The organism is Sandaracinaceae bacterium (assembly GCA_020633055.1).
Classification (GTDB): Bacteria; Myxococcota_A; Polyangia; order Polyangiales; family Houyiibacteriaceae; genus JADJJE01.
Window position 1 is genome coordinate 98,867 of the sequence record JACKEJ010000011.1, and the last position, 26,500, is coordinate 125,366.

22 protein-coding genes are annotated in these 26,500 nt (G+C 70.4%); 14 read left to right on the top strand and 8 right to left on the bottom strand.

From position 1 onward, the window contains the following. Positions 1 to 120: 120 nt before the first annotated feature. Both H6726_24930 and H6726_24935 read right to left on the bottom strand, forming a co-directional pair. Positions 121 to 1,287: an AAA family ATPase gene (locus tag H6726_24930; protein MCB9660915.1), complete on the bottom strand. Its 1,167-nt coding sequence runs from the start codon at positions 1,285 to 1,287 to the stop codon at positions 121 to 123. 137 nt (positions 1,288 to 1,424) lie between these two features. Next, positions 1,425 to 2,051: a tRNA (guanine-N7)-methyltransferase gene (locus H6726_24935; protein MCB9660916.1), complete on the bottom strand. Its 627-nt coding sequence runs from the start codon at positions 2,049 to 2,051 to the stop codon at positions 1,425 to 1,427. Between the two features lie 118 nt (positions 2,052 to 2,169). Between H6726_24935 and H6726_24940 the strand changes: the two genes are divergently transcribed. From H6726_24940 to H6726_24950, 3 genes are all read left to right on the top strand, one after another. Beyond that, positions 2,170 to 5,520 carry a fused MFS/spermidine synthase gene (locus H6726_24940; protein MCB9660917.1) on the top strand — a complete coding sequence of 1,117 codons (3,351 nt, stop codon included), beginning with the start codon at positions 2,170 to 2,172 and terminating at the stop codon, positions 5,518 to 5,520. Positions 5,521 to 5,639: 119 nt separating this feature from the next. Further along, the gene (locus H6726_24945; GenBank protein ID MCB9660918.1) at positions 5,640 to 6,566 is read left to right on the top strand and encodes a response regulator; all 927 of its coding nucleotides are present in this window, start codon (positions 5,640 to 5,642) and stop codon (positions 6,564 to 6,566) included. A gap of 133 nt (positions 6,567 to 6,699) precedes the next feature. Beyond that, a complete protein-coding gene (locus tag H6726_24950; protein ID MCB9660919.1) occupies positions 6,700 to 9,543 on the top strand; it encodes a valine--tRNA ligase in 2,844 nt (947 codons plus the stop codon). 19 nt (positions 9,544 to 9,562) lie between these two features. Here the strand turns inward: H6726_24950 and H6726_24955 are convergent, their stop codons facing one another. Both H6726_24955 and H6726_24960 read right to left on the bottom strand, forming a co-directional pair. After that, positions 9,563 to 10,909 carry a cytochrome P450 gene (locus H6726_24955; GenBank protein ID MCB9660920.1) on the bottom strand — a complete coding sequence of 449 codons (1,347 nt, stop codon included), beginning with the start codon at positions 10,907 to 10,909 and terminating at the stop codon, positions 9,563 to 9,565. Then, the gene (locus tag H6726_24960; protein MCB9660921.1) at positions 10,906 to 11,502 is read right to left on the bottom strand and encodes a TetR/AcrR family transcriptional regulator; all 597 of its coding nucleotides are present in this window, start codon (positions 11,500 to 11,502) and stop codon (positions 10,906 to 10,908) included. The genes H6726_24955 and H6726_24960 overlap by 4 nt, the downstream gene beginning before the upstream one ends. Before the next feature lie 86 nt (positions 11,503 to 11,588). On the opposite strand from H6726_24960, the gene H6726_24965 reads away from it, so the two are divergent. Then, complete coding sequence (locus H6726_24965; GenBank protein ID MCB9660922.1) at positions 11,589 to 12,473, top strand: DUF2236 domain-containing protein; 885 nt, start codon at positions 11,589 to 11,591, stop codon at positions 12,471 to 12,473. A gap of 16 nt (positions 12,474 to 12,489) precedes the next feature. On the opposite strand, the gene H6726_24970 is transcribed toward H6726_24965, so the two are convergent. Continuing rightward, complete coding sequence (locus tag H6726_24970) at positions 12,490 to 13,149, bottom strand: hypothetical protein (protein ID MCB9660923.1); 660 nt, start codon at positions 13,147 to 13,149, stop codon at positions 12,490 to 12,492. 86 nt (positions 13,150 to 13,235) lie between these two features. On the opposite strand from H6726_24970, the gene H6726_24975 reads away from it, so the two are divergent. Together H6726_24975 and H6726_24980 are read left to right on the top strand one after the other, a co-directional pair. Beyond that, the gene (locus tag H6726_24975) at positions 13,236 to 13,577 is read left to right on the top strand and encodes a hypothetical protein (GenBank protein ID MCB9660924.1); all 342 of its coding nucleotides are present in this window, start codon (positions 13,236 to 13,238) and stop codon (positions 13,575 to 13,577) included. Between the two features lie 188 nt (positions 13,578 to 13,765). Next, positions 13,766 to 14,491: a helix-turn-helix transcriptional regulator gene (locus tag H6726_24980; GenBank protein ID MCB9660925.1), complete on the top strand. Its 726-nt coding sequence runs from the start codon at positions 13,766 to 13,768 to the stop codon at positions 14,489 to 14,491. A 24-nt stretch (positions 14,492 to 14,515) separates the two neighbouring features. Here the strand turns inward: H6726_24980 and H6726_24985 are convergent, their stop codons facing one another. Then, the gene (locus H6726_24985) at positions 14,516 to 14,803 is read right to left on the bottom strand and encodes a Dabb family protein (protein MCB9660926.1); all 288 of its coding nucleotides are present in this window, start codon (positions 14,801 to 14,803) and stop codon (positions 14,516 to 14,518) included. Between the two features lie 51 nt (positions 14,804 to 14,854). Here H6726_24985 and H6726_24990 point away from each other — a divergent pair, with 51 nt between their 5' ends. The 4 genes from H6726_24990 to H6726_25005 all read left to right on the top strand — a co-directional run bounded on the left by H6726_24990 (position 14,855) and on the right by H6726_25005 (position 19,429). Then, positions 14,855 to 16,162 (top strand): DTW domain-containing protein, encoded by a 1,308-nt coding sequence (locus tag H6726_24990; GenBank protein ID MCB9660927.1) that lies wholly within the window; start codon positions 14,855 to 14,857, stop codon positions 16,160 to 16,162. Between the two features lie 41 nt (positions 16,163 to 16,203). Continuing rightward, positions 16,204 to 17,556, top strand: coding sequence for an ATP-binding cassette domain-containing protein (locus H6726_24995; protein ID MCB9660928.1), 1,353 nt, complete (start codon positions 16,204 to 16,206; stop codon positions 17,554 to 17,556). Between the two features lie 34 nt (positions 17,557 to 17,590). Continuing rightward, a complete protein-coding gene (locus tag H6726_25000; protein MCB9660929.1) occupies positions 17,591 to 18,763 on the top strand; it encodes an RtcB family protein in 1,173 nt (390 codons plus the stop codon). Positions 18,764 to 18,910: 147 nt separating this feature from the next. Continuing rightward, on the top strand, positions 18,911 to 19,429 hold the full coding sequence (locus tag H6726_25005) for an OmpA family protein (protein ID MCB9660930.1): 519 nt from the start codon (positions 18,911 to 18,913) through the stop codon (positions 19,427 to 19,429). Positions 19,430 to 19,520: 91 nt separating this feature from the next. Here the strand turns inward: H6726_25005 and H6726_25010 are convergent, their stop codons facing one another. Continuing rightward, on the bottom strand, positions 19,521 to 20,312 hold the full coding sequence (locus H6726_25010) for a DUF1295 domain-containing protein (GenBank protein ID MCB9660931.1): 792 nt from the start codon (positions 20,310 to 20,312) through the stop codon (positions 19,521 to 19,523). A gap of 214 nt (positions 20,313 to 20,526) precedes the next feature. Between H6726_25010 and H6726_25015 the strand changes: the two genes are divergently transcribed. From H6726_25015 to H6726_25030, 4 genes are all read left to right on the top strand, one after another. Next, entirely contained in the window at positions 20,527 to 22,614 is a 2,088-nt protein-coding gene (locus tag H6726_25015; GenBank protein MCB9660932.1) for an elongation factor G, read from the top strand. A gap of 238 nt (positions 22,615 to 22,852) precedes the next feature. After that, on the top strand, positions 22,853 to 23,536 hold the full coding sequence (locus H6726_25020; protein ID MCB9660933.1) for a Bax inhibitor-1 family protein: 684 nt from the start codon (positions 22,853 to 22,855) through the stop codon (positions 23,534 to 23,536). A gap of 3 nt (positions 23,537 to 23,539) precedes the next feature. Continuing rightward, positions 23,540 to 24,760, top strand: coding sequence for a site-2 protease family protein (locus H6726_25025; GenBank protein ID MCB9660934.1), 1,221 nt, complete (start codon positions 23,540 to 23,542; stop codon positions 24,758 to 24,760). Beyond that, positions 24,757 to 25,374 carry a hypothetical protein gene (locus H6726_25030; protein MCB9660935.1) on the top strand — a complete coding sequence of 206 codons (618 nt, stop codon included), beginning with the start codon at positions 24,757 to 24,759 and terminating at the stop codon, positions 25,372 to 25,374. Before H6726_25025 ends, H6726_25030 begins: the two co-directional genes overlap by 4 nt. A gap of 35 nt (positions 25,375 to 25,409) precedes the next feature. Here H6726_25030 and thpD read toward each other — a convergent pair whose 3' ends face one another. Beyond that, positions 25,410 to 26,387, bottom strand: a complete 978-nt coding sequence (gene thpD, locus H6726_25035) for an ectoine hydroxylase (protein ID MCB9660936.1) — start codon at positions 26,385 to 26,387, stop codon at positions 25,410 to 25,412. Positions 26,388 to 26,500: the final 113 nt, after the last annotated feature.

Genomic DNA, 26,500 nt, shown 5'->3' on the forward strand with positions numbered 1-26,500 from the left:
AACCAAGGCTCAATTGCCGCACGCTGAGGGAGCAGAACCTCGATGGTTCTGCGACCGAAGCGGGGGGCAAGTGGGCCTCGGGCTGCCAGCGAGAGGAAGGGAGGGTTCTTCAACGGACGGCTAGGCGTCCGGCCAGTACCAAGCCGGGGTGTCGAGCAAGCCCTGCCCGCGCACCTCAGTCTGCCCCAGCGTCTTCTGCAGGCCGATGTGGCGTACGTCCTCGGCGTCGTCCAGCGCGTGCATGAGGGCCGCGGAGTGCGTGATGACCCACACCTGGGAGTGCTCGGCGGCGTGACGGATGAGCCTCCCCAGGGCCGGGATGAGGTCTGGGTGCAGGCTGGTCTCGGGCTCGTTCAGCACCATCACCTCGGGCGGGCGCGGGGTGAGCAGGGCAACCACCCAGAGGATGTAGCGCAACGTTCCGTCGCTCAGCTCGGCGGCCGCCAAGGGGCGCAGGAGCCCATGCTGCGTGAACGCCAGGTCGAACGACCCATCCCCGACCATGTCGGCACGCAACGAAGCGCCCGGGAAGGCGTCCTCGATGGTCTCCCGCAACGCGTCGACGTCGCCCACCTCTTCGATGGTACGCAAGGCGGCGGCCACGTCTCGCCCGTCGTGGTGCATGACGGGCGTGCGGGTGCCGAGCTGCGGCCTGCGCGCGGGCGCATCGCGGTCCGTGCGGAAGTGGTCGTAGAACCGGAAACGCTGGATGCGGTCCCGCAGGTGGAACACCTCGGGCGCGCTGCGCGGGTCGGCGAGGTGTGCGAAGAGGCTCTCCGAGCTGGGGACCGGCACGGGGGCGGCCTCCCAGGCCCGACCACGACGGTGCCGCACGGCGGTCCCCTCCCGATCCACGAGCGCGGCAGCGCGACGGTAGAACGGCCCCGCCCAGATGCACTCACGCTTGATCTCGGGGTCGTGCGCGAACCACGACGTGAGCCCGGCCACGGGCTGACCCAAAGAGATGCTGTAGCCGAAGTCGTCCGACGCGAAGCCCAGGCGCAGCCGCTGGGGCTCGTCACGGACCGCGCCCTGCACGGCGACGGTGCCCCGCGTCATCCCGCGCGAGATCACCTCCGGGCCGGCCCAGAACGCCGAGTCGAGCCCCCCTTCGCGCGCAAGCGCCCCGACCACACCGCCACGCGCGGTCTGCGCGAGGAGCCGCAGCGCGCGATAGAGGTTGGACTTGCCAGCCCCGTTTGGTCCGGAGACCACGTTCAGCTGGCCGAGCCCCACCACGATCTCGAGGATGGAGCGGTAGTTGGAGATGGCCAGCGTGTGGATCATGCCCAGAGCGTAGCGCTGCCGTGTGACGCTCGACGACAGACCAGGCGGGTGCGACGCCCTTCTAGGACGGACCGCGGGCGCGTACGACGGACGGCACGCGCCTCGCCGCCCAGCGCACGTGGGGCGCCGACCCGCGCTCAGACGCCGCGCGGCACGCGTCGGGCCATGACGCGGTAGATGGGCAGGCCGTCCTCGACGGCGCGCAGCTCACGGTTCGAGCGCGCGCCGAACGGGTTGTGCTCGATGCGCCCGTCCTCGCCCACCAGCGCGAAGGCCGGGTGCGCCCGCAGGGTGTCCGTGTAGATGTCGGCCCGGTCGGGCACGTCGGTCTGCACGAAGAACTCGCCGTCGTCGACCATCAGCCGCGCCAGGGCGTCCAGCAGCTCGTCCCCCACGACACGCCGCTTGGTGTGGCGACGCTTCCACCACGGATCCGGAAAGTGGACGGAGACCTGCTGCACCACCGCGTGGTCCGTGGTGCGCAAAAGGATCGCGCGCACGTCGCCGCACAGCACGCGCACGTGCTGGTGCCCACGCTGGGCGCAGCGCTCCGCCACCTTGTACGACCACTTGGACTTGATCTCGAAGGCCAAGATGCGCGAGCCGGGCGCCAGCTGCGCGCGCTCGTACACGCTGGCGCCGCGCCCGAAGCCGATGTCCAGCTCCAGCGGCCCCGCACCGGGCAGCAAGGAGTCCAGCGCGAACTCCCCGTCGGGGGCGCGCGGCGCGAGGTCGTCGTAGCGGCGAGGGGGCGGGGTACTCATCGCGGGCCGTCGTAGCAGCAACCGGGGCACGAGTCCGGCGCCCCGCGCACCGCGGCGCCGCGACCCCGACACGAGACGTTTGACAGAGCCGCTGCCCGGCGGCCATCGTGCCCGGTCCGTGAGCGTCCGCCTCGCCCTCTACCCCGCCCTGTTCTGCTCCGGCGCCGCCGCGCTCCTGTACGAGTCCGTCTGGGGCCGCATGCTGCACCGGGTGTTCGGGGTGGGCGACCTCGCCGTCGCCACCGTATTGGCGTGCTTCTTCCTCGGCCTGGGCGTCGGCTCCGGGCTCGGCGGGCGCTGGGCCCAGCGCGTGCGTTCGCCCACCGTGGCCTACGCCGCGCTGGAGGTCGGCATCGCCCTGTGGGCGCTGGGATCGCTGGTCGCGCTACCCGAGCTACACCGTGCCTACGCGGCACTCGGCGCGGGGCGCAGCTTCGGCGCGCTGACCGCCATCCGCTTCGCGTTGTGCCTCCCGGTGCTCCTGCCGCCGACCATCGCCATGGGCGCGACGTTGCCAGTCTTGGTGCGGGCCACCAGTGAGTGGCGTCGCGCTTTGCCGGCGAGCGCCGCCGACGACGCCGGCTGGGGCTCGGAGGCTACGTGGCTTTACGCCACGAACACGCTGGGCGCGGTGTTCGGTGCGGGCGTCAGCGGGTTCTACCTGCTCCCAGAGCAGGGCGCGCGCGTCTCGCTGATCGTGGCTGCGGCGACCAGCCTGCTGGCCGCCGTCATCGTCGTGGTGTCCCAACGACTCGCTGCGCCGGGGTGGTCCATGCGCCCCGCGCGACGCGACACACGCCAAAAGGCGCTGGCGCGAGAGATCGTGACCGACGGCTCGCTCGCGCTCTCGCTGCGCGTGCGGGGCGCGTGCGCGGCGGGGCTGGCGGCCGGCGCCGGGTCGGCCTCGCTGGCGGGCGAGGTGCTGTGGACCCGCGTTCTGCGCACCATCGTGCAGGGCACCACACAGGCCTTCGCGGCCATGCTGGTGAATTACCTGCTCGGAATTGGGCTGGGGGCCCTGCTCGCCGACCGCGTCGTGCGCGGTCGCTCGCCGCTGCGCGTCTTCGGCGCCTGCCAGTTGCTCTTGGCGCTCATGACGGCTTTCTCCATCGGCGCCGTGCCGCAGCTGCCGCGACTGATCGTCTTGATGCAGGGCACGGCGTCCACCATCCCGCATGAGCCATGGGTGCTCATGGCCGTCTCGTCGCTGCTCCTGCTGCCGCTCTCGGTGGTGCTGGGCACGAGCATCCCGCTCGCATGGCAGATGGTGCGCGACGACGGCGAGCACGCCGCGCGACAGGCCGGACGTGTGCTCGCGTCCAACACGCTCGGCGGGCTGCTCGGCTCCCTCCTCGCGGGCTTCGTGCTGGTCCCCGCGGTGGGCCTCCAGCTGGCTCTGTATGGCGTAATCACCCTGCATGTGCTCATGGCTGCGTTCGCCTGGGCCCTGGCCGGCACGAGCCCTCCGCGTCGGCTGGTGGGCGTGCTGCTCCCAGTCCTTGCGCTCACGTGCATCGTGGCGCTGCGCCCATCCCTGCGCTTGGCGTGGTTGCTGGACGCTTGGCACGACGCGCACCGCACGGTGATCAGTGGCCCCGAGGACAGCGACCCCTGCCCGTCGGACGGCGACTGCGGTGGGGCGGCGGTATGCATCGAAGGACGCTGCAACGACACGGTCCGCTTCCTCCGCGAAGGACGCAACACCACCGTCACGCTGCTGTCGCGCGACGGAACCAGCTACCGCCTGTTCAACGACGGACGCCCCGAGTCGGGCTTCTCCCCGGGAGAGCCTGGCTTCGGTCGCGAGCTCGCGCTGCTCGGCGCGCTCCCCTCGCTGCTGGCGGCCACCCCCGAGCGCGCGATGGCCATCGGCTTCGGCGGCGGGCACACGACCAGCATGCTGTTGAAGGGGCCGTTCACACGCGTGGACGTGGTGGAGCTGGAAGAAGCGGTCATCGATGCGGCGCGGCTGATGCACAACACGCTCGACAAGCCGTTCCCGCTCGACGACACCGAGCGCACGCACCTGGTGTTCGACGACGCACGGGCGCAGCTGCTGCTGGCCCCGCCCGCCACGTACGACGCGGTCGTGTCACAGCCCAGCCACCCCTGGCTCGCGGGATCGAGCGCGCTCTACACGGCCGAGTTCTTCCGGGAGGTGCAGCACAGCCTGCGCCCCGGCGGCGTGCTGGTGCAGTGGGTCAACCTGTTCCGCATGGACATCCCCAGCCTGCGCAGCGTGGTGGCGACGCTGCTCTCCGTGTTCGCGCACGTGCAGTGCTACGTGGCCGAGGACTCCAGCTTCATCATGGTCGCGGGCGACGCGCCCATCGCGTTCTCCGAGGCGACCATCGACCGCCTCGAGGCGAACCACGCGCTGCGCCGCACACTCGAAGCGGTGGAGCTGGGCACGCTGGTCGAGCTGGTGAGCGTGGTCGAGCTGGACACCGAGGGCGCGCGCGCGTTCGCGGGGGACGCACCCGTCATCCACGACGACCGACCCACGCTGGAGTTCGCGCTGGCCCAACTCGAGTTCTACGCCGACCTGGACGAGCTGGCGCTGGACCAGGCGCTGACGGCCATCCCGTGGCTCACGCGGACGACGTTGGACGCCCTCCCCGACAGCCTGCGACCCGACGCGTTTCTCTTTCGCGCGGAGCACGTACGCAACCGGCGCCGCGCCCTCACTCGCGTCGAGCAGGCCATGGACGCGACGGCGCTGCCGCGCTCCGACCGCTTGATGCTGGAGGGCACGCTCGCAGAGCTGCGCGGCGACCTCAGCCACGCGCTGCGCGCCTACGCTGCGAGCGAGAGCCGAGACGCAGCCGACCGGCTGGACTACCTGCGGCACGTGGAGGGCTTCGACCGCGCCCTGCTGGAACACGTCGCGACGCGCCAGGCGCTCCCGTACAACGCCGCGCACGCCATGTCCGCGTGCCTGGCCGTGGGCGACCCCGCGCTGTGCCGCGCCCCGCTGCGAGCCGCCGAGCAGCTCGACGACGTGGACGACGACGCGCTCGAGACCGCCGTCCGCGCATTCGTCGAGGGAGGCTGCCCGTCCCTCCTGCTGGCGGTCGAGGCCGACGAGCACGCGCTGGACGACCCCGAGGCTGCGTTCCGGGCGCTCCTGTGTGCGCAGGGGGCTGTCCCCGAGGCCCGCATCCGCACGCTGCAGGAGCACGTGGTCGCTGGCCGCATGCGTGCCGCCGCGTACGAGCGCGGCCTCGCGCGGGACGCCCAGGAGGGCCTCAACCTCGGCCTCGCGATGCGCCACTTCGCGCACACGCTGCGCTACGACCCCCGCGACGGGGAGACCGCGGCGTCGCTGGCTCGTCTGCTGGTCCAGGCCGGCCAGCAGGACCGCGCCCAAGCCGTCCTGGCCCGCGCCCACGCCGAGACACGCCTCTTGCGAGACGCACGTGGTGCGGTGGACCGGGCGGCCCGCGACCTCGGCATCACCGTGCCCTGAGACCGGGCTCCGAGGGGGCTGACATTTGTTTCCTCAGCTTTCTTGACCTCGGCACGCATCTCGCGATACCAAGGGGGACGTAATTTCACCTCGAAATACGGGGCGTTAGGAGAGCAACAGTGGCTCTGAAGATCTTGGCGGTCGACGATAGCGCGACGATGCGCACCATCATGAAGATGACCTTTGCGGGGGAAGACGCAGAGGTGCTCACCGTGACGAACGGGGACGACGCCATCGCGAAAGCCAAGGCCGCCGTCCCCGACCTCGTGTTCGCGGACGCCTCGATGAGCGGCGTCGACGGCTACGAGGTAGCACGCGCGATTCGCGCGGAGGCGTCGCTGGCCGGCACCGCCGTGATCGTGATGGCGAGCCAACACCACCCCTACGACGACGCGAAGGCGAAGGCGTGCGGCGTGGACGATCACATCCTGAAGCCGTTCGACAGCAAGGTGGTCATCGAGAAGGCAAACACGGTCGCGGCCAGTCGCCGCGCGTCCGCGGCTTCCGCGCCAGCCCCTGTCGCCGCGCCTGCGCCCGTCGCGCCCCCCGCCCCTGTCGCCGCGCCAGCCCCTGTCGCCGCGCCAGCCCCTGTCGCCGCATCAGCCCCCGTGGCTCCGGCGGCCGCCCGCGTCGCTCCGCCGACCCCAGTCGCAGCTCCGGCGGCGGCCCCTGCGGCCCCGGCCAAGCCAACGGCTCCAGCGACCCCTGCGACGCCCGCCGCCAAGCCCGCTGCGGCCGCGCCGGCAGCGTCCGCCGTGCGCGGTCCGCGCAGCACCGCCGCGTTCGATGGTCCGGCCGCTGCGGCGCCCGCCCGCTCGCCGTCCTCCACCACCATCGCGGCCATGCCGGCACCGCCTGCGGCGCGCGTCACCGCCCCGAACGGAGAACTCTCCTCCAAGCTGGCTGGCCTCGGCCTCAGCGCGGACCAGGTCGCCGGGGTGCTCGCCCTCTCGCGCGAGGTCATCGAGCAGGTCGTCTGGGAGGTGGTGCCCGAGCTCGCGGAGGCGCTCATCAAGGAAGAGATCCAGCGGCTCACCGCCGACTGAACGACCCCGCCCCCCGGGCGCGCGGGCGCTCGCCCGGGCAGCCCACCGCAAGAGGCCGGCGCCGCGCGCACCGGCCTCTTTTCCGTTTTCGAGCCCGTTGACGAGGGGCGGCATCCATCGCACAAGACACGCCATGAGTGACGCCGAGATGCCCAAGCTGTACGTCCCCGCGAGCGCGGAGGACCGCTGGTATGCCTGGTGGGAGAAGCAGGGCTTCTTCCGCGCCAGCAACGCAGAGCAGGACACCCGCGAGACGTACACGGTGGCCATCCCGCCCCCCAACGTCACGGGCACGCTGCACATGGGCCACGCCTGCCGCACCACGTTCGAGGACGTGCTGGTGCGCTACGAGCGCATGAAGGGCAAGAACGCGCTGTGGGTCCCCGGCACGGACCACGCGGGCATCGCCACGCAAGTGGTGGTGGAGCGCAAGCTCAAGGCCGAGGGCCTCACCCGGCACGACCTCGGCCGGGAGAAGTTCATCGAGCGCGTGTGGGAGTGGCGCAAGGAGTCGGGCGACACCATCCTCGGCCAGCTGCGCAAGATGGGCGCCTCGTGCGACTGGTCGCGCACCAAGTTCACGATGGACCCGGACCTCTCGCACGCCGTGCGCGAGGCCTTCGTGCGCCTGTACGAAGAGGGGCTGATCTACCGCGGCACGCGCCTGGTCAACTGGGACGTGGTCTCGCAGACCGTGCTCTCGGACCTCGAGGTCGAGACCGAGGAGAACGTGAAGTACACCGAGGAGTTCGGCGTCTGCGAGCTGTTCGACTTCGCGTATCGCCTGGACGCGGAGGACGCCGCGGCCACGGGCGTGGCCGAGATCATCGTCTCCACCACGCGCCCCGAGACGATGCTGGGCGACACGGCGCTGGCCGTGCACCCGGAGGACGAGCGCTACAAGGCGCTGCACGGGCGCTTCGTCACGCATCCCTTCGTGGACAGGCGCATCCCCATCGTGTGCGACGCCGAGCTGGTGGACCCCGAGTTCGGCACGGGCGTCGTCAAGGTCACCCCCGCGCACGACCCGAACGACTTCGCCACGGGCAAGCGCCACGGGCTCGAAGAGATCAGCATCCTGAACAAGGACGGAACGCTCAACGAGAACGGCGGACCGTTCGCGGGGCTGGAGCGCTTCGCGGCGCGCAAGGCCGTCAAGGCCAAGCTGGAGGAGCTGGGGCTCGTGCGGGGCAAGCGCAAGCACGTCATGTCGCTGCCGCGCTCGCAGCGCAGTGGCAGCATCGTGGAGCCCATGATCTCCACCCAGTGGTTCGTGAAGATGGAGCCGCTGGCCGGGCCGGCCATCGCCGCGGTCGAGGACGGCCGGGTGAAGATCCTGCCCGAGGACTGGACCAAGACCTACTTCCACTGGCTGCGCAACATCCAAGACTGGTGCATCTCGCGCCAGCTGTGGTGGGGGCACGGCATCCCTGCTTGGTACTGCGGCGACTGCGAGCACATGAGCGTCAGCCGCACCGACGTCACCGCCTGCGAGAAGTGTGGCAGCGCGAACCTCGAGCAGGACCCGGACGTTCTGGACACGTGGTTCAGCTCGGCCCTGTGGCCCTTCTCCACGCTGGGCTGGCCCCACCAGACACCGGACCTCGCGCGCTTCTACCCCACGCAGGACATGGAGACCGGCTACGACATCCTGTTCTTCTGGGTGGCGCGCATGATCATGATGGGCCTGCACTTCATGGGTGAGGTGCCCTTCTCGCGCGTGCTCCTGGCGGGCCTCGTGACCGACGAGCGCGGCCAGAAGATGAGCAAGGTGAAGGGCAACGTCATCGACCCGCTGGACGTCATCCACGGGGCCACGGGCGCGCACCTGCTCGAGAAGGCCGAGAAGGCCGGGGCCGCCGCCGACGGCGTCGAGTACCTGCGCACGACCTACCCCGACGGCTTCGACGCCTACGGCGCAGACGCGCTGCGCATGACCCTGCTGAGCTACTCGCCCCAGTCGCGGCGCATCGCGCTGTCCATCAAGCGCATCGAGGGGTACCGCAACTTCGCGAACAAGCTGTGGAACGCGGCGCGCTACGTGCTGGGCCGCCTGGTGGGACAAGACGGTGAAGCCGGTCCGCACCCCGAGGCGCGCGCCCTGGGAGAGCGGCCGACCATCACGGCCCTGCCCAACCGGTGGGTCCTCTCGCGGCTGCAGGTGGCCCTCGCGGCCGCCGACGCGGGCATCAGCGCGTACCGCTTGGACGAGGGCAGCCAGGCCCTCTACCACTTCGTGTGGGACGAGCTGTGCGACTGGTACCTGGAGCTCAGCAAGCCGCTGCTGGACGGTGACGACCGCGCGCTGGCCGAGGAGACGGCGGGCGTGCTGCTGCACGTGCTCGAGACCACGCTGCGCGCGCTGCACCCAATGATGCCGTTCATCACGGAAGAGATCTGGCAGCGCATCCCGCGCGCCGGGGCCGCGGCCGGCGAGACCATCATGTTGGCCCGCTTCCCGCAGGCCGACGTGGACGCGCTGCGCGACGAGGCCGCCGAGACCGAGCTCGCCATCGTGCAGGAGTTCGTCGTGGCGGCGCGCTCCATCCGCGCCGAGTACGACCTGCCACGCAAGCAGGGCATCGCCATCCACTGGTGCTCGGACGACGCCGCGCGCGCCGCCACCATCGAGGGCGCGCGCGCGCTCATCGAGGCCCTGGCGGGCGCCACGCTGCACCAGGAGCCGGCCGACAAGGTGGACAACCCGCACGAGCACTTCAAGCTCGCCGCCGCGTTCGTGCTGCCTGGCCTGCGCGGCGTGGTCCCGGGCGTGATCGACCCCGTGAAGGAGCAGGAGCGCTTGAACCGCCAGCTCGCCAAGCTGGACAAGGAGCTGAGCACCCTCGAGAAGAAGCTGGCCAACGACAAGTTCGTCAGCAACGCGCCGCCCGAGGTGGTGGAGCAGACCAAGCGCGACGCGGCCGAGTTGGCGGAGAAGCGCGACCAGATGCGCGCCGCCGTCGCCCGCCTCGCGTGACGCCCGTCCGCGGTCGACGCTACCTCAGGCGCTCGAGCCGCACCCGCAGCCCGTCCTTCGCGACGGGCAGCGAGGTCCAGTCGATGGGCATCTCGTAGCCGGGCTCGACGTGCAGGCGATAGCGCGTCAGCAGGTGGTGCACGACGGCCTTGATCTCCATCTCGCCGAAGTGCATCCCGATGCACTTGTGCGCGCCGCCTCCGAAGGGGACGAACGCGAACGGGTGCTGGCGGTGCTCCTCGCGCCCCGGCGCGAAGCGGCCGGGGTCGAACACGGCCGGGCGCTTCCACAGCCCGTCGAGCCGGTGCGTCGCCTGGGGGCAGACGATCACGTACGTGCCGGCGGGGATGGTGTGCCCCAGCAGCTCGACGTCCTTCACGGTCTCGCGCGCCAGGGCCGGGACAGGGGTGACGAGCCGCAGCGCTTCCTTCATCGCGCGGTCGAGGTTGGGCATCTGGTTGAAGTCGTTGAGCGCGACGGGCCCGGCACCCGCCCCAAGCAGCTCCGCGCGGATCAGGTCCTGCCACGTGGGATACTTGGCCAGGTGGTAGAGCAGCGAGGTGAGCGTGATGGTGGACGTGTCGTGCGCGGCCATCATCAGGAAGATCATGTGGTTGACGATGTCGTCGTCCGTGTAGCGGTTGCCCTCGTCGTCCGTCGCCTCGCACAGGCGCGAGAAGAGGTCCTCGCCAGGGTTCGCGCGCTTCCCGGCGATGCGCGCGCGGAAGAAGCGCTCCAGCAGCGCGCGCCCCTCGAGGCCGCGACGCCAGCGCCCGAGCGGCACCGAGTAGCGCACCAGGGCGCTGCCCCCGCGCACGGCGTCGATGAAGGCGCGGTTGACGCGCTCGGCCTCGCGCCTCAGACGCTCGCCCATGAACACCTCCGTGGCGACGTCCAGCGTCAGCTGCTTCAGCCGCGGACCGAGGCGCACGGTGCGCCCAACGGGCCACTGGGTGACGCCGCGCGCGATGGTGGGCTGCATGTTCTCGAAGTAGCGCTCCATCAGCGGTCGCTTGAACGCTGCCTGCATGACGCTGCGGTGGGCGCGGTGCTCGTCGAAGTCGAGCAGCATCAGGCCACGGTGGAAGAAGGGCCCGATGTAGTAGTTCCAGGCCGAGTTGGCGAAGGCCTGATCGGTGTTGCGGAAGATGGCCTGGTTGGCCTCCGGGCCGATGGCCATGACGCACAGGACGCCCAGGCTGCGCGTCCAGCAGACCGCGCCGTGCTTGGCGTTCAAGCGCGCGGCCGTGCCGATCGGATCGCGCAGCATGGACGGGGCGATGCCCACGACGGGGAGGCCAGGCTCCCCCGGGAGAGAGGCGCGCACGCGTCGCGACGCAGGGGACTCGCGGAGAGCTGGGATCATGAGTGGGGCCTCGGGAGGACGGAGAGGAAGTGGTCCGTCAGGTGGTCGATGACCCGCTCGCGCGACACGGGCAGGCGCCCTGCGAGGAAGGCCGTGCCCACCTCGCTGACCGCGCCCACGAGCGCGAGCGACGTCAGGGCCGCGTCGTCCGCGTCGAAGGCAGTCTCGCCCAGGTAGTCGACCGCGAGACGCGCGAGCAAGTCGGCGTTGGCGATCATGTCCTCCTGGCGGCGCTGCTGCAGGCGCTCGTCGTTCTGCCCTTCGAGGATGAGCACGCGACCCTTGCGGGGGTCGTCCGCCAGCACGGTGAACGCGGCGGCGATGGCGGCCCGCGCCTTCCTGCGTGGGCCACCCGGGGTGGCTCCGAAGGCCGACAAGACGGCCGCCACGGTCTCCGCGCGCACCTGCCCGTAGACCTCGTGCAGCAGCCCGGCACGGTCGTCGAACGCCTCGTAGAAGTAGCGCTCGGTCAGGCCTGCCTGCTGGCAGACGTCGCGCACCGTGGTCTGGCTCCACCCGCGCGTGCCGATCACCTCGAGCCCCGCCTCGAGCAGCAGCGCGCGGCGCTCGGCCTTGCGCTCGTCGGCGCTCATGCCCCGCCAGGAGCGTGTGGTGACATGCCGCGAGGCGACCATCCGGGAATATTGACAACCACCATTGTCAATGTCAACGTCCGAGCATGCACGCCACCCGCAGCAGAACGTCCCCCCGTCGCGCCACTCCCCCCGCGGAGCTCACCGCACGCGCGTTCGACCCCGCCGCGCACTTCGACGGCATGCCCAGCGTGTACGCCGCGCTCGCCAACGTGTGCATGCAGCTGTCCTACCCCCCGGTGGGGCGCGGCGTGCTCGAGAGCAAGGTGGACAGCGGCAACATCCTCAAGCACCCCGTCAAGCGCGGGCGCACCACGCTCAGCTACCTGGCCGTCGCGCAGCTGGGCGACGAAGCCACGCGCGAGGCCTTCCGGAAGGCCGTGGACGGGCAGCATCGGCAGGTGCGCTCGGACACGAACAGCCCCGTGAAGTACAACGCCTTCGATCAGCGGCTGCAGCTGTGGGTCGCGGCCTGCCTGTACAAGGGCTCCGAGGACATCCAGATCGCCCTGCACGGCCCGATGGACGCGGACACCGCCGAGGCGTTCTACCAGTACGGCGCGTGCTTCGGGACCACCCTGCAGCTGCGCCGCGAGCTGTGGCCCGCGGACCGCGCCGCGTTCGAAGCCTACTGGCAGGACATGGTGCAGGAGATCTGCAGCAAGCCCATGGCCCCGGACCTCAAGCTCTACCTGCGACGGGTGCTGTGGACCGGGCGGCTCACGTCCGGGCGCGTGTCCCAGGCCGTCGGTGCCCACTTCCGGCGGATGAACATCGGCTTCCTGCCGCCAGAGTTCCGCGAGCACCTGGGCGTGACCTTCAGCGCGGAAGACCAGCGGTACTTCGACCGGCACATGCGGCGCGTGGCCGCCCTCTACGAGCGCCTCCCGCGCCAGGCGCGGCTGTTCCCATACAACCTGCTGCTGTGGGACGTGAAGCGGCGCATCCGCTTCGACGTGCCCATCGTCTGAGCCTGGGCGTCGCGTGTCAGGCCCGCCCGCTCACGGCGCGCTCGCCTACGTCTCGCACACGCCGCTGCAGCATGTCCGCGGCGAAGCGCTCCCGCGTACGTGGGTCCCAAACGACCTCCTCACAAGCGCAGAAACGCAGCCCCTCCCAGAACGCACGCGCGGCAGCGTGGGCACGCACGGCCCGCTCGTGGGTGGCGCTCTCGACGGCGTGCCTCGCGGCCGCCGCGTGGTAGCGACGCCGCATCACCATGGCGAGCGCAGCCAGCACCCCGGCGACGGAGGTCCCACCGAGGAGCAACAGCGTCAACGCGAGCACGACGCGCGGTGAGAGCCCGAGCCACGCACTGGGGAGCCACGCCTCGGGCCAGAAGAGCGTCGCCGTGAACAAGAACGGCGCACAGGTCGCCACCAGGACGGTGACGACCAGCAGCGCGACCCCGGACGCAAAGCGGAAGCGCAGGGCGGGGTGGGAAGCCAGCACGGGCGCGTGCGGCGGCTCGAGCTTGCGACCGAGCGGCGAGAGCACCTCCACATGGTCCTCGTACGTCGTCCAGTGTCCGTGTGCGTCCGTGGTCTCACGGAGCTCGACGCGCACCGTCCGGTTGGCCGCAAACACGCTGGGGAGGTCGTCGCGTTCGCGCTCTCGCCCGCAGGCTGGACAGGTCTCGCCGGACACGGGGCGGATTGTCCCACCTGCGCCGACATCACACCATGGTGCGTTCGTACCATTTACGGGTCGTCCACACGGGCTACGTCTCGCCCATGTCCGACACACACAGCGCCCTCCCCGAACCCGTCGAACGTCCCCTCGCCTGGCAGGCCGCCATGGTCGGGCTCGGTCTGCTGTGGAGTGCAGCCGCCACCGCGGCGCTCTACGTGGCGTTCGACGGCGCGTTCCACATCCTCACGCCTATCGCCGGGCTCTGCGCCGGCATGACGCTCTTCTGCGCGCTCGTGGGGTTCAAGCCGGGCCGCTTTCGCCGCATCGGGACGGACCACGAGGAGACGCTGTGGACGGCGTTCACGCCGGTGCAGCGCCTCGGAGCCGCCGCGCTGGCGTTCGCCGCAGGCATCGGCGGGCCGCTGCTCACGTTGGCCGCTTGACGCCAGCGGGTGCCACGGCGCACCAGACCGTGTTCGGTCGCGCGACCCGTCGTGGTCACGCCGAGAAGCCGGACCTCCCGAGGCGCGCGGCGGCACTATCCACGCGCCGCAAGGTGACCAACGCCGCCTGGGGGCCTCCGAACGAGCCCGGGCTTCCACCGATCCTGGATCGTGCACTACCCTCGGTCATGCCTCGGCCCGCCCTCCACCTCGCGCGTCTGACCGCCGACCTGTGCGAAGGCGCGCTGACCGCCCGCTCTCGGCGCGAGCTGCACGACGCGTGGCTGGACACGCTGGCGCCCCTGGGCTTCGACACCGCAATGGTGCTGGACGACACGGTCGAGCCCGGCCCGCTGTCCACCCTCGCCTCGCGCCACGTGGACCCGACTCGGTTCGAGAACGCGCGCCTCACCGCCCGCGAGTACCTCGAGGACTACCCCGTCCTGCGAACGCGCGCGGCTCGCTCACGCGACGTGCTGCAGCTGACGCGAGAGGACACGTGGCTGCGCGTGTTCGCCGAGCACGGCATGCCCTATGGCGAGCGCTTCGTGCTCGCGTTCTCGCTGCACGCGCAGGCCACGCCGCTGTCCGTCATCACGCTGGTGCGCGCCACGCCCACGGCGCGCGCCTTCGGTCGCAAGGAGCGTCAGGTGGCCGAGGCGCTCGCCCCCGTGCTGTCCCTGGGCGATCTCGCCTGGCGCGCCCGACGCGAGGCGCACGAGCCGGAACCAGCGGCGTTCGACGTGCTCACCGCCCGCCAGCGCGAGGTCGCGCGCCTCGTCGCGCGTGGCCTCACGAACCGTGAGATCGCGGGCCTCGTGGGCAGCTCCGAGAACACGGTGCGCAACCACCTGGTGGCCGTGTACCGCAAGCTGGACGTGAGCACGCGCGCCGAGCTGGCCGGACTGCGCTGACCAGCGCCGAGCGGCGCGCGCGGCTCAGCTCTCGTAGTCGACCGCCACCGCGCGCTCGACGACCTGCTTCATGTGAACGCCCACCCCCTGGTGCACGGGGTGCACCTGGTAGGCGTCGAGGGCGTCCCAAGAGTCGTGCTTGGTGATGAGCGCGATGTCGTAGGAGCGCTCGCTGTGGAGCTGGTCTGCGCCGACCTCGATCTCCAGCAGCTCGGGGATGCGCCCGCGCATGGCGAGCAGCACCTCACGGGTGGTCTCGACGGCGGCCTCGCTGCGGTCCTTGAGCTTGAAGAGCACGACGTGGGTGATCATGGCCCCGATCGTAGCGAAAGAGCGCCTCATCCGGTACAGACCTTTCGCCCGATGCCCCCCACCGCCGAACACGACGTCGAGAGCGCCGCGCGCGCCCAGGTCGAGAGCGCCGCGCGCGCCCAGAGCGAAACACCACGTGAGCGAGCCCACCGCGAGACCTGCTTCCGCTGCTGGAAGCCAAGGGTCACGTGCGTCTGCGCGCTGATCGACCCCGTGCACAATCGCGTGGGCGTCTCGGTGCTGCAGCACCCGCGCGAGCACGGGCACGCGCTGGGCACCGCGCGCTTCGTCGAGCTGGGGCTGCTGAACTCGGAGGTGGTGGTGGCGTTCTCGGGCGAGCGCGACCTGCACAAGCCGCTCCCGCTGCCAGAGGGCACGGCCCTGCTCTACCCGGGCCCGCACGCCCGCGACCTCGAGCAGCTCCCCCCCGCCGAGCGCCCGCGGCACCTCCTGGTGCTGGACGGGACGTGGAGCCAGGCCCGCGGGCTGTACCGGGCGAACCCCTGGCTCCTGCGGCTGCCGCACGTCCAGCTCTCGCCGGACGCGCCCAGCCGCTACCGCATCCGCCGCGAGCCACGGCCGGAGTTCGTCTCGACGCTCGAGTCCACGCTGCTGGCGCTGCGCATCCTCGAGCCAGAGACGCAGGGCTTCGACGGGCTGCTACGCGCGTTCGACGCGCTGGTGGACACCCAGATCGAACACCACCAGCGGGCGCGCGCCGAGGGCCGGCCGAAGCGTCAGAAGCGCGTGCGCCGTGAGCGCGCGTACCGCGGCGTCCCCCGCTGGCTGGCCGAGGACGCCGAGCGGCTGGTGGGCTTCTACGCAGAGGCGCTCCCGCCCACCGAGCCCGGCCCCGGGAAGCCCGGGCCGCTGCTGCAGCTGGTCGCGCTCCGCTTCGCCACGGGCGAGACGTTCGAGCGGATGATCCTCCCCGTCGAAGGCCTCCCCCCCGAGTCGGAGCTCGCCACCCTGGGCCTACACGCGCGCGACTTCGACGACGCCATCGCGCCGAGCGAGCTCGCGGACGCGCTGCGGGCGTTCACGCGGCCAGGGGACACAGGCCTCGCATGGAACCGCAGCACCCCGAGCGTGCTGCACGACGCGACGGGCCTCCCGCACCGCATGCGGCTGCTGAAGCCCGTCCTCCGCGAGCATGGCCCGCTGGACGAGCACGGCTCCTTGCGCTCCCTCGACGCCCTCGCCGTGGTGGCGCGCGACGAGCTGGCGGTGGCCTCGCCGGCGCATCGACAACCGGCGCGCGACGTGACCACGCTGCGAGGGCGCGCGGGCGCACGCCTGGGCAACCTGATGGACGTCGCCGAGGCCACGCGTCTGGCCGCGCGCAAGGACCACGGATGAGCGCGGTTGACGCCGAAGGCGCAGCTCGCACACTCGCGCCCATGCAGCCCGGTCTGTACCTCATCACCGGCCCCAACGGCTCCGGCAAGTCCCAGCGAGCCCGCACACTCGCCGAGCGCACCGAGGGCGCGCAGCTGCTCTCCCCGGAGAGTCAGCAGGCGTTCTACGAGGCCGAGCTCGCGCGCGACGACAGCGACTTCCACGGCGGCGCGGACCCTGGGCACACCGTGCGTCAGCTGCTCGGCCCCGACGGCGCGGCGCACCCGCTCTGCAGCACGTTCCGCCTGACGCCGCTGCTCGACCACGGCTACCGCACGCTGTCCACCGGCGAGTCGCGCAAGGCGCTCATCCTGCGTGCCCTCGTGCAGCGGCCCACGCTGCTGGTGCTGGACGAGCCGTTCGAAGGGCTCGACCGAGCGGCCTGCGGGGACCTCGGCCAGGCCCTCGCGCAGGTCGCGGCGTCCATCCCCGTGGTGCTCGCTGGTGCGCTGGAAGGAGACGGGCCTGGCGACGGGAGCGCCGTGCCGCCCGACCTGGTGCGTGAGGTGACCGCGCTCGACCGGGCGCCCACCCCCGGTCACGTGGTGTTCCGCGGGTCGCTGGCCGCGTTTCGTGCCCACGCCGGCGGGCTGCGCGCGGTGCGCCCCGCACCGCCGGTGCAAGACGGGCCATGGCACGCGGCGGACGCGGCACTCGACCCAGCCATCCCGCTCATCGCCCTGCGCGCGGGCCGCGTCGCCTACGGCGGGCAGCCCGTGTTCGAGGGGCTCGACTTCACGCTGCGCGCCGGGGAGCACACGCTCCTCGAGGGCCCCAACGGCTCGGGCAAGTCCACCCTGCTCGAGCTGTTCACCGGGGACCATCCGCAAGCCTACGCCAACGACCTGACCCTGTTCGGGCGCAAGCGCGGCACCGGCGAGAGCGTGTGGGACATCAAGCGGCGCGTGGGCCTCGTCAGCGGGCGACTGCACCGGGACTACCGGGTCGCGGCCTCCGTGGACACGGTCCTGCTCAGCGGCCTCTACGACAGCATCGGGCTCTACGACGCCCCTGGCCCCAGCGCCCGGGCCCGCGCGCGTGCGTGGCTGCGGTGGCTGGACCTCGGGCTCCATGGCGACGACGCGTTCCGCGAGCTTTCGTTCGGGACCCAGCGTCTGGTGCTCATCGCGCGCGCGGCCATCAAGGTGCCTCCGCTCGTCGTACTGGACGAACCCACCGCCGGGCTCGACGCCGACAACCGCGCCCACGCGCTGGAGCTGGTGCGCTCGTTGTGCACCCAGACTGCGAGCACGCTGTTGTTCGTGACGCACCGACCGGACGAGCGCGACTGGTGGCTGCGTGAGGTCGGCGGCCCTCGGCTGTCGCTCGGCGGAACCGCGCTCCCCGACGCTTGACGACCAGGGCCCGCGCCCTAGCTAATGGCCCACCATGGCCATCTCAGCGCTACGAACCGGCGAGGGCAACGCCCCCGTACACCTCTGGACTCAGCTCGAGTCCGTGGAGTCCGCGGCGCTCGACCAGCTGCGCAACATCGCGCGCCTGCCGTGGGTCTTCCACCACGTCGCGGTCATGCCCGACGTGCATTTCGGCAAGGGCGCGACCGTGGGCTCGGTCATCGCCATGAAGGACGCCGTGTGCCCCGCCGCCGTGGGCGTGGACATCGGCTGCGGCATGGCGGCCGTGCGCACCAACCTCGGCGCGTCGGACCTGCCCGACTCGCTCGCGCTCCTGCGCATGCGCGTGGAGAAGGCCATCCCGGTGGGCTTCTCGTCGCACGGCAGCATCCCGAAGCAGGCCGAGAAGTCGCGCCTGTGGAAGAGCTTCCCCGAGCTGCACACCAAGGTGCAGGACCTGCGCGGCAAGGCCCGCAAGCAGATGGGCACTCTCGGCGGCGGCAACCACTTCATCGAGCTGTGCCTCGACGGCGAGCAGCGCGTGTGGCTCATGCTGCACTCGGGCTCCCGCAACATCGGCAAGACGCTGGCCGAGATCCACATGGGCATCGCGCGCAAGCTCGCGCACAACCGCGCCCTGCCCGACCCCGACCTGGCCGCGTTCTTGGCAGGCACCCCCGAGATGGCGGCCTATCGGCGCGACCTCTTCTGGGCGCAGACCTACGCGCTCGAGAACCGGCGCGTGATGCTCGAGCTCTACCGCGACGTGCTGCGCGGCCTGTTCAAGCAGGTGCGCTTCGAGGAGCCCATCGAGTGCCACCACAACTACGTCTCGGAGGAGCACCACTTCGACGAGGACGTGCTGGTGACCCGCAAGGGGGCCATCAGCGCGCGGCAGGGGCAGCTGGGCATCATCCCGGGCAGCATGGGGACGCGCTCGTACATCGTGCGCGGCCTCGGGAATCCGGAGAGCTTCGAGTCCGCCTCCCACGGCGCGGGCCGCCGCATGAGCCGCGGCCAGGCCAAGCGGCAGTTCACGCTGGCGGACCTGGCGGCGCAGACCGAGGGTGTGGAGTGTCGCAAGGACCACGCCGTGCTGGACGAGATCCCGGAAGCCTACAAGGACATCGACGAGGTCATGGCCCAGCAGTCGGACCTGGTGGAGGTGGTCCACACGCTGCGCCAGGTGATGTGTGTGAAGGGGTGAGCTGCCGACGCGCGAGGCCCGGGGGTGTTGCGCCCGTCGAACTCGCAGTAAGCTTACGCACATGCCTTGGCGCCATCCCCATTTGGTGCTAAGCGCCCGACGCGAGGGGAGCCGCTGGGGCTGACCTTCGAACTCAGGAGAACTCACATGCTTCGCAAGTACATTCTGATCCTTTCCGTCCTGTCGCTGACCGCGTTCGCCGGCTGCAAGAAGGGCGAGACCGAGACCACCACGCCCGAGCCCGAGCCCACGCCGGAGCCGGCCCCCGAGCCCGAGCCCGAGGCGGACGAGGAGAACGGCGTCCGCTTCGAGGGTGCGCGCTTGGTGATCCCCCGCCACATCCAGTTCGCGACGGGCAGCGACGAGATCCTCCCGGAGTCGGGGCCGCTGCTGGACAGCATCACCGCCCTGCTCCGCCGCGCGCGCAGCGTGGACACGCTGCACGTGACGGGTCACACCGACCAGCGCGGCAGCGAAGAGGACAACCAGAGCCTCTCCGAGCGTCGTGCGGCCGCCGTCGTCGCCGCCCTGCGCGAGCGTGGCCTGACGCTCGAGATCGACTCCGCCGGCCGCGGCGAGTCCGAGCCCCTCTGCACGGACAACACGCCGGAGTGCGACGAGCGCAACCGACGCGTGGAGTTCGTGGTGGAGCGCCGCGCCGAGTGAGGCGCCTGAACGCCGTCTGAGAACGTCCGCCGCGGCATCGACGGACGGCGCGCGAGTCAGAGGCCCGGGTCACCCCCGGGCCTCGTCGTTTTCACCACACGAAGGGGATCAGCGCCTTGCGCTCGGGCGGGTAGTCCGGGAACTTCTCGCGGTACCAGGCGTGCGTGTCGCGGGCGCGGGGCACCAGGTTGGCCGCGCTGATGGCGAAGATGTAGATGCCGGCCGGGGACCACGTGAACATCGCGAAGCCGATCCAGAACACCAGCTCGCTGAAGTAGCTGGGGTTCGTGACGTACCGGAACAGGCCACCCTGCGGGATGCGGTAGTGGCGCTCGCCCCGTGCGACCTCGTCCTTGGTGCGCAGCGTGCGCAGGATGTGGTCCGAGTGCAGGTTCACCAGCAACCCGCCGTAGTACAGCGTCACGCCTACGATGAAGCGCGGGTCCGAGAACCACGCGACCCCTCGCTGCGGGAAGAGCGAGGTGACCCACGTGGCGTTGAGGTAGCCGTGCAGCGACGTCACCACCCACCCAATGACCACCACCATGAGCCCGAAGGTGCTCTTCTGGCCCTTGGGCACGCGCATGAAGGCCGGCATCAGGAAGCCGCGGTTCAGGTAGTGCACGCCCCACACGAACGCACAGAACATGGCGAAGGGCTCGGCCCGCTCGGGACTGCGCAGGTAGACCGTGAAGAACGCCAGCGTCGCGGGCAGCTCCATCAGGAACCAGCCCAGACGCGGGTCCAGCGCCATGCCATAGCGGTCCGTGGCGAAGCGCCCGTAGGGCGACGCGATGAAGGGCGCCGCGACCACGGTGAGGGCCACGATGGCGAAGGCCACGGTCAGCGCCAGATCAAAGGTAGGGTTCGAAGTGAAATGCACGTTCTGCCTCCGGGGGAGCCGCAGTGTCGCGCAGCCGGGCCGCGGGCGCCAATCTGGAAACACGCCGACGCCTCGGATGGCGCGCGCGCGCCGAGCCCCCTAAAACAGACGAATTCGCGCGACCGATCGGCGTCCACTTGCCGAATCGCCCACAAATGACTAACACCCGCCTCCATCGCGGGCATCGCGCCCCAACCTTCAAGAGCAGGTAGCTGTGACGGATCTGAGCAAATATCGAAACATCGGCATCTTCGCGCACGTGGATGCAGGGAAGACGACCACCACCGAGCGCATCCTCAAGCTCACCGGCAAGATCCACAAGCTCGGCGAGGTTCACGACGGCGCGGCCACGACGGACTTCATGGAGCAGGAGCAGGAGCGCGGCATCACGATCCAGTCCGCCGCGACCACGTGCTTCTGGAAGGACCACCGCCTGAACGTCATCGACACGCCGGGCCACGTCGACTTCACCATCGAGGTCTACCGCTCGCTGAAGGTGCTCGACGGCGGCGTCGGTGTGTTCTGCGGCTCGGGCGGCGTGGAGCCGCAGTCGGAGACCAACTGGCGCTACGCGAACGACTCGCGCGTCGCCCGCATCATCTACGTGAACAAGCTGGACCGCGCCGGCGCGGACTTCTACCGCGTCGTCGGCCAGGTCAAGAGCATCCTCAACGCCAAGCCGCTCGTCATGGTGCTCCCCATCGGCACCGAGGCGGACTTCGTGGGCGTCGTCGACCTGCTCGAGCGCAAGTCGTACATCTGGGACGACTCCGGCCTGCCCGAGAACTACACCGTGGGCGAGGTCCCCGCCGACATGGTCGAGAAGGTCGAGAAGTACCGCAACGACCTGATCGAGACCGCCGTCGAGCAGGACGACGAGGTCATGGAGGCCTACCTCGAGGGCACCGAGCCCGACATCGCGACCATCAAGCGCTGCATCCGCGAGGGCACGCGCAAGCTGGCGTTCTTCCCCACGTTCTGTGGCTCGTCCTTCAAGAACAAGGGTGTGCAGCAGGTGCTCGACGGCGTCGTCGACTACCTGCCCAGCCCCACCGAGGTGGACCCGCAGCCCGAGATCGACCTCGAGGGCAACCCCACGGGCAGCTTCGCGATGGTGGACCCGACGGGCCCCGTGCGCGCGCTGGCGTTCAAGATCATGGACGACCGCTTCGGCGCCCTGACCTTCCTGCGCATCTACTCGGGCACCATCAACAAGGGCGACAGCCTCGTGAACACCTTCACGGGCAAGTCCGAGCGCATCGGCCGCATGGTGGAGATGCACGCCAACGACCGCACCATCATCGAGACCGCGCAGGCGGGTGACATCGTGGCGGCCGTCGGCCTCAAGAACGTCCGCACCGGTCACACCCTCGCGGACGAGAAGAACCCGGCCACCCTCGAGCCCATGGTCTTCCCGGCGCCGGTCATCTCGGTGGCCATCATCCCGCGCGACAAGGCCAACAGCGAGAAGCTGGGCGTCGCCCTGGGCAAGATGGTCGCGGAGGACCCGTCCTTCCACGTCGAGGTCGACCAGGAGTCGGGCGAGACCATCATGAAGGGCATGGGCGAGCTTCACCTGGACATCAAGGTGGACATCCTGCGCCGCACGCACGGCGTCGAGGCCGACGTGGGCAAGCCCCAGGTCGCCTACCGCGAGACCATCACCAAGCCCGTCAGCGACAGCTACACGCACAAGAAGCAGACTGGTGGTTCGGGTCAGTACGCCAAGATCGACTACACGGTCGAGCCGGGCGAGCCGGGCACGGGCTACGTGTTCGAGTCGGCCGTCATCGGCGGCAAGGTGCCCAAGGAGTTCATCCCCTCCGTCGAGAAGGCCTTCAAGGTCATGATGGACAAGGGTCCGCTCATCGGCTTCCCGCTGCTCGACTTCAAGGTGACGCTCACGGACGGTGGCTTCCACGCGGTCGACTCGTCGCAGATGGCGTTCGAGGCTGCCGGTAAGGCCGCCTACCGCCAGACGCTGCCCAAGTGCGGGCCGCAGCTGCTGGAGCCCATCATGAAGGTGGACGTGTTCGTGCCCGACGCGAACGTGGGTGACGTCATCGGCGACCTCAACCGCCGCCGTGGCATGATGAAGAGCCAGGAGCCCGGCGCCAGCAGCGTGCGCATCAAGGCCGACGTGCCGCTCGGAGAGATGTTCGGCTACATCGGCGACCTGCGCTCGGCCACCTCGGGCCGTGGTCAGTTCTCCATGGAGTTCAGCCACTACGCGCCCGTGCCGAACAACATCGTCGAGAAGGTTCGCGAAGAGGTCAACGCGCGCCGCGAGGCCCGCAAGTAGCCTCGGCGCGCGTCCCTGCGCCAACTCGCACACGCCCCTGCGGTCCGCCGTGGGGGCGTGTTGCGTTTGGAGACACATCGACCTCGAAGGATTCTGCTGCGTGCGGTAGTGACCCGTGGGGTCGGGACGCCGAAGCGCGAGCGCCCCCACGCAGCCGTGAGCACCGCGCCGGGCCTGGCGACCTTGCGATTGCCGTGAGATTGCCTACGATCCCCTCAACATCCCAAGGGAGAGACCCATGCAAGAGTACTCGTACGCTCCATCACAGACCGCCACTGGCGACCGGTCGACGTTCATCGTCAAGACCTACCTGCACCTCCTCGGCGCCATCATGGCGTTCGTCGCGCTCGAGGTCTTCATCTTCGCGAGCGGCCTCGCCCTGCCCCTGGCCCAGGCCATGATGGGCGTGAGCTGGTTGCTGGTGCTCGGGGCCTTCATGGTGGTCAGCTGGCTGGGCAGTCGCATCGCCATCACGGCCGAGTCGAAGATCGCGCAGTACGCCGCGCTCGGCGCGTACGTGCTGGCCGAAGCCATCATCTTCGTGCCCCTGCTGCTCATCGCCAACATGCGGGCCGAGGGCGTCATCAGCTCGGCCGCCGGCGTCACGGCCATCGGCTTCGTCGGCCTGACGGCCGTGGCCTTCATCACGCGCAAGGACTTCAGCTTCCTGCGCGGCGTGTTGCTCTGGGGCGGCTTCGGCGTGCTGCTGCTCATCGTCGCGGGCGTCCTGTTCGGCTTCCAGCTGGGCACGTTCTTCAGCGTGGGCATGGTCGTCTTCGCCGGCGCTGCCATCCTGTACGACACGTCTAATGTCATCCACCACTACCCCGAGGACCGCTACGTGGGCGCGTCGCTCGCGCTGTTCTCTTCCGTAGCCCTCATGTTCTGGTACGTCCTGCGCATCTTCATATCGCGGGACTGAAGCATGCTGTACGACCCCGCACCCAGGCGGCCGATGTCGCCTGGTGAGCGGTGGACGGCCGGTGGCTTCCTGCTGCTGCTCTTCGGGCTGTTCATCGCGGACGTGCTCGTGCCCTTCGAGCCGCGCAAGCTGGCCTTCCCGCTGCTGCTGCTGTTCTGGGCCCCCGCGCTGGTCATCCACGAGTGTGGCCACGCGCTGGCAGCCAAGCTGGTGGGCTGGCGGGTGACGCAGATGGTGCTGGGGCTGGGGCCCGAGCTGTTCCGCTTCCGAGTCGGGGAGACGCGCGTGGTCGTACGCGCGCTGCTGGCCGAGGGCTACGTGGTGCCCACCCCGCGCAGCGGCGAGCTGGCCCGCGCCAAGAGCGCCTTCGTGTACGCGGCGGGCCCGCTGGCCGAGCTGCTGGTCGCGGCCGTCATCGCGCTCGCGTGGGGCTGGGACCCGTTCTTCGTGCAGGCCGACGACTACGCGCTCATCGCCAGCCAGAGCGCGGCGCTGGCGCTGGCGTTCGGGGGGCTCACCAACCTCATCCCGCACGCGCTGGCGGGCGCGCCCAACGACGGGCTCGGCATCTTGCGCGCGGCGTCCCTCACGGAGGCCCACTTCGCGTACCTGGCCGCGGCCGCTGCGACGCGCAGCGTGGACGAGGCGCTGCACGCGGGGGACTTCGGGCACGCGCAAGGAGAGGCGGAGGCAGCCATCGCCGCGCTGCCCGAGAACGCCCACGCCGCGCTCTTGCAGGTGCGCGTGCTGTCCGCCCGAGGCGAGACCGACGCTGCCACCGAGGCGCTCGAGGCGCTGCGCGAGACCGCCCCGCGCGACGCGCTGATGGAGGCCGAGCTGCTGCACGTGGCCGCGCTGATCGCCCTCGACAGCCAGGACACGGACCTGCTCGGTCATGCGCTGCACGCCGTGCAGGCGGCCATCCGCGTTTCGGGTCCGGCCGCGCGCTTCGAGGCCACGCGCGGGGCGCTGCTGTACGAGCAGGGGCGCATGGGCGAGGCCTTCGACGCGCTCCAGCGCGCCTACAAGAGCACGCGCGACGCCATCCTCGAGGACCACTGCGTGGCCTACCTGACCATGGTCACCCAAGCGCTCGGGCGCACCGAGGACTACACCCGCTTCGCCCGCGAGCTGACGCGACGCGGCACCCATGCGCACCTGCGGCGCAAGCTGGCCGCGCACGGTGGCGCGGGGCCGGGCACGGGCGGGCCGCTCGCTCCGTGAATCGTGAGTCTGCGCGCCGCGCCCTCCACGCCACCCTCGCAGCGGTCCTGTGCCTCGCCTGCGCGAGCGACGCCGCAGCGCAGTGGCAGACCCGTGACCCGGGCACCTGGGGCGCGCGCCGCTGCCAGTCGCGCAACCTCATCTCGGGCGGTCTCATCCTGAGCTCCTCGGGCCTGCCCCTGCTCGCGCGCGAAGAGCACGCGCACGCAGGGGTGGGCATCGTCCTCGCCGGCGCAGCCGTGTCCCTCACGGGCGTGGGCCTGCGCGTGCGCCTCCACAGCGACCCAGGACGCGACAGCGCGTACGACCGCTGGCCCGAGGACCGCTGCCGGGCCCGTGCGCTGAGCATCCGCGGCGGCCTCTACCTGGGCACCGCCATCGTCGCCCTGGTGCGCCTGCTGCGCATCCCCGACGAGCAAGCCACGCCGGGCACGCGGGCCGCCGCCGCGCTCATCGCCATCGTCCCGCCCGCGCTGATCGGCATCATCTTCAGCGCCGTGGGGCTGCGACGCCTGCGCCGCCTGGGGCCACGCCCGGCCGAGGAGCCGGGCCTGCCGAGCGCGCTGGGCGAGCCGCAGGACGCCTTCTGGTTGACCATCCCGCTCGCGTTCTGAGCGGCGCCGCGCGCGGCCCCAGCACCGCACCCCGCCTATCCATCACGGAGCCACTGCTCAGCATGGCGCAGCTGAGGCACTCCCTGGCCCGCCAATTCCGGAAAGTCGTCGTGCATCTGCAGGGCTGCCACGTCTCTCCGGTTTCCCAGGTGGTTCGGCCTGGGGGTGGGAGCGGCATAGGGAGCGTGCAGCACGTTGTCCACGCTGTTGTACACGAAGAACAGGTTGGAACGCGGCCACGGCGACATGTTCTCGTTGGAGGCGTGCAGTGTATTGCACTCGAACAGCAGGAGAGACCCGGCTGGCCCCTTCGGCGCCTGGATGCCCCCGCGTTGGGCGAGCATCGACAGGGTGTGCTTGTCGGGAATGCCCGTGTCCTGGCGCTCGAGCGAGTGGACCCAGTTGTTTCTCGGCGTCTCACCGACGCAGGGGATGAAGTAGTGGTGAGACCCTGGAATGAGCATCAGCGGTCCATTGAACTCGTCATTCGCGGTGAGCATGATGGACGCGCTCACCGCACGCATGTCGGACATCCCGTCCTCCGCGTGCCACGTCTCAAAGTCCGAGTGCCATTGAAATCCGCTCCCATCAAACCCGAACTTATCGTTGATTCTCGACTGGTGTATGTAGACTTCGCTGCCCAACAGCTGACGAACCATTCCAAGGATGCGTAGGTCGCGAGTCAGCTTGTCGAAGCGCTCCGATATTCGGTGCATGTCGAACACGGAGCGAATGCGTCCGCTCTTCGGGTCCTGGATGACCAAGTCGGACCTCATGAGCTCGTCGTCGTTCGAGATCTCCACGAGCTCTTCGAAGAACGGCTGGATCCGATCGTGCGAAAAGAACCCTTCGAACCACAGATATCCGTCTCGCTCGTAGCGAGACAGAGACACCTCGTCGAGCGGCCCGTCCCATCGATGGTGGTTTCGAGAGTGAATGACGGGTTCGAGTCTCGGAGACGGGTCGGCAGGTTCTCGTAGCCGAGTGGGGTACTTGCATTCCTGGCTGTTCACATGGCTCCTCAGGCGAGGTCGCAAGAACGCAGCACTTGCGTTCCGATTGCTGCGAAGCGTGTCGTGACGTGCAAAAGTGCACCAACGCGCGGGAGGCACAAAGCGCTCCCATG

Coding starts and splice junctions, on each gene's coding strand:
- H6726_24930 (MCB9660915.1), bottom strand. CDS start 1,287: ATGATCCACACGCTGGCCATCTCCAACTACCGCTCCATCCTCGAGATC.
- H6726_24935 (MCB9660916.1), bottom strand. CDS start 2,051: ATGAGTACCCCGCCCCCTCGCCGCTACGACGACCTCGCGCCGCGCGCC.
- H6726_24950 (MCB9660919.1), top strand. CDS start 6,700: ATGAGTGACGCCGAGATGCCCAAGCTGTACGTCCCCGCGAGCGCGGAG.
- H6726_24955 (MCB9660920.1), bottom strand. CDS start 10,909: ATGATCCCAGCTCTCCGCGAGTCCCCTGCGTCGCGACGCGTGCGCGCC.
- H6726_24960 (MCB9660921.1), bottom strand. CDS start 11,502: ATGAGCGCCGACGAGCGCAAGGCCGAGCGCCGCGCGCTGCTGCTCGAG.
- H6726_24965 (MCB9660922.1), top strand. CDS start 11,589: ATGCACGCCACCCGCAGCAGAACGTCCCCCCGTCGCGCCACTCCCCCC.
- H6726_24975 (MCB9660924.1), top strand. CDS start 13,236: ATGTCCGACACACACAGCGCCCTCCCCGAACCCGTCGAACGTCCCCTC.
- H6726_24980 (MCB9660925.1), top strand. CDS start 13,766: ATGCCTCGGCCCGCCCTCCACCTCGCGCGTCTGACCGCCGACCTGTGC.
- H6726_24985 (MCB9660926.1), bottom strand. CDS start 14,803: ATGATCACCCACGTCGTGCTCTTCAAGCTCAAGGACCGCAGCGAGGCC.
- H6726_24990 (MCB9660927.1), top strand. CDS start 14,855: ATGCCCCCCACCGCCGAACACGACGTCGAGAGCGCCGCGCGCGCCCAG.
- H6726_24995 (MCB9660928.1), top strand. CDS start 16,204: ATGCAGCCCGGTCTGTACCTCATCACCGGCCCCAACGGCTCCGGCAAG.
- H6726_25000 (MCB9660929.1), top strand. CDS start 17,591: ATGGCCATCTCAGCGCTACGAACCGGCGAGGGCAACGCCCCCGTACAC.
- H6726_25005 (MCB9660930.1), top strand. CDS start 18,911: ATGCTTCGCAAGTACATTCTGATCCTTTCCGTCCTGTCGCTGACCGCG.
- H6726_25020 (MCB9660933.1), top strand. CDS start 22,853: ATGCAAGAGTACTCGTACGCTCCATCACAGACCGCCACTGGCGACCGG.
- H6726_25025 (MCB9660934.1), top strand. CDS start 23,540: ATGCTGTACGACCCCGCACCCAGGCGGCCGATGTCGCCTGGTGAGCGG.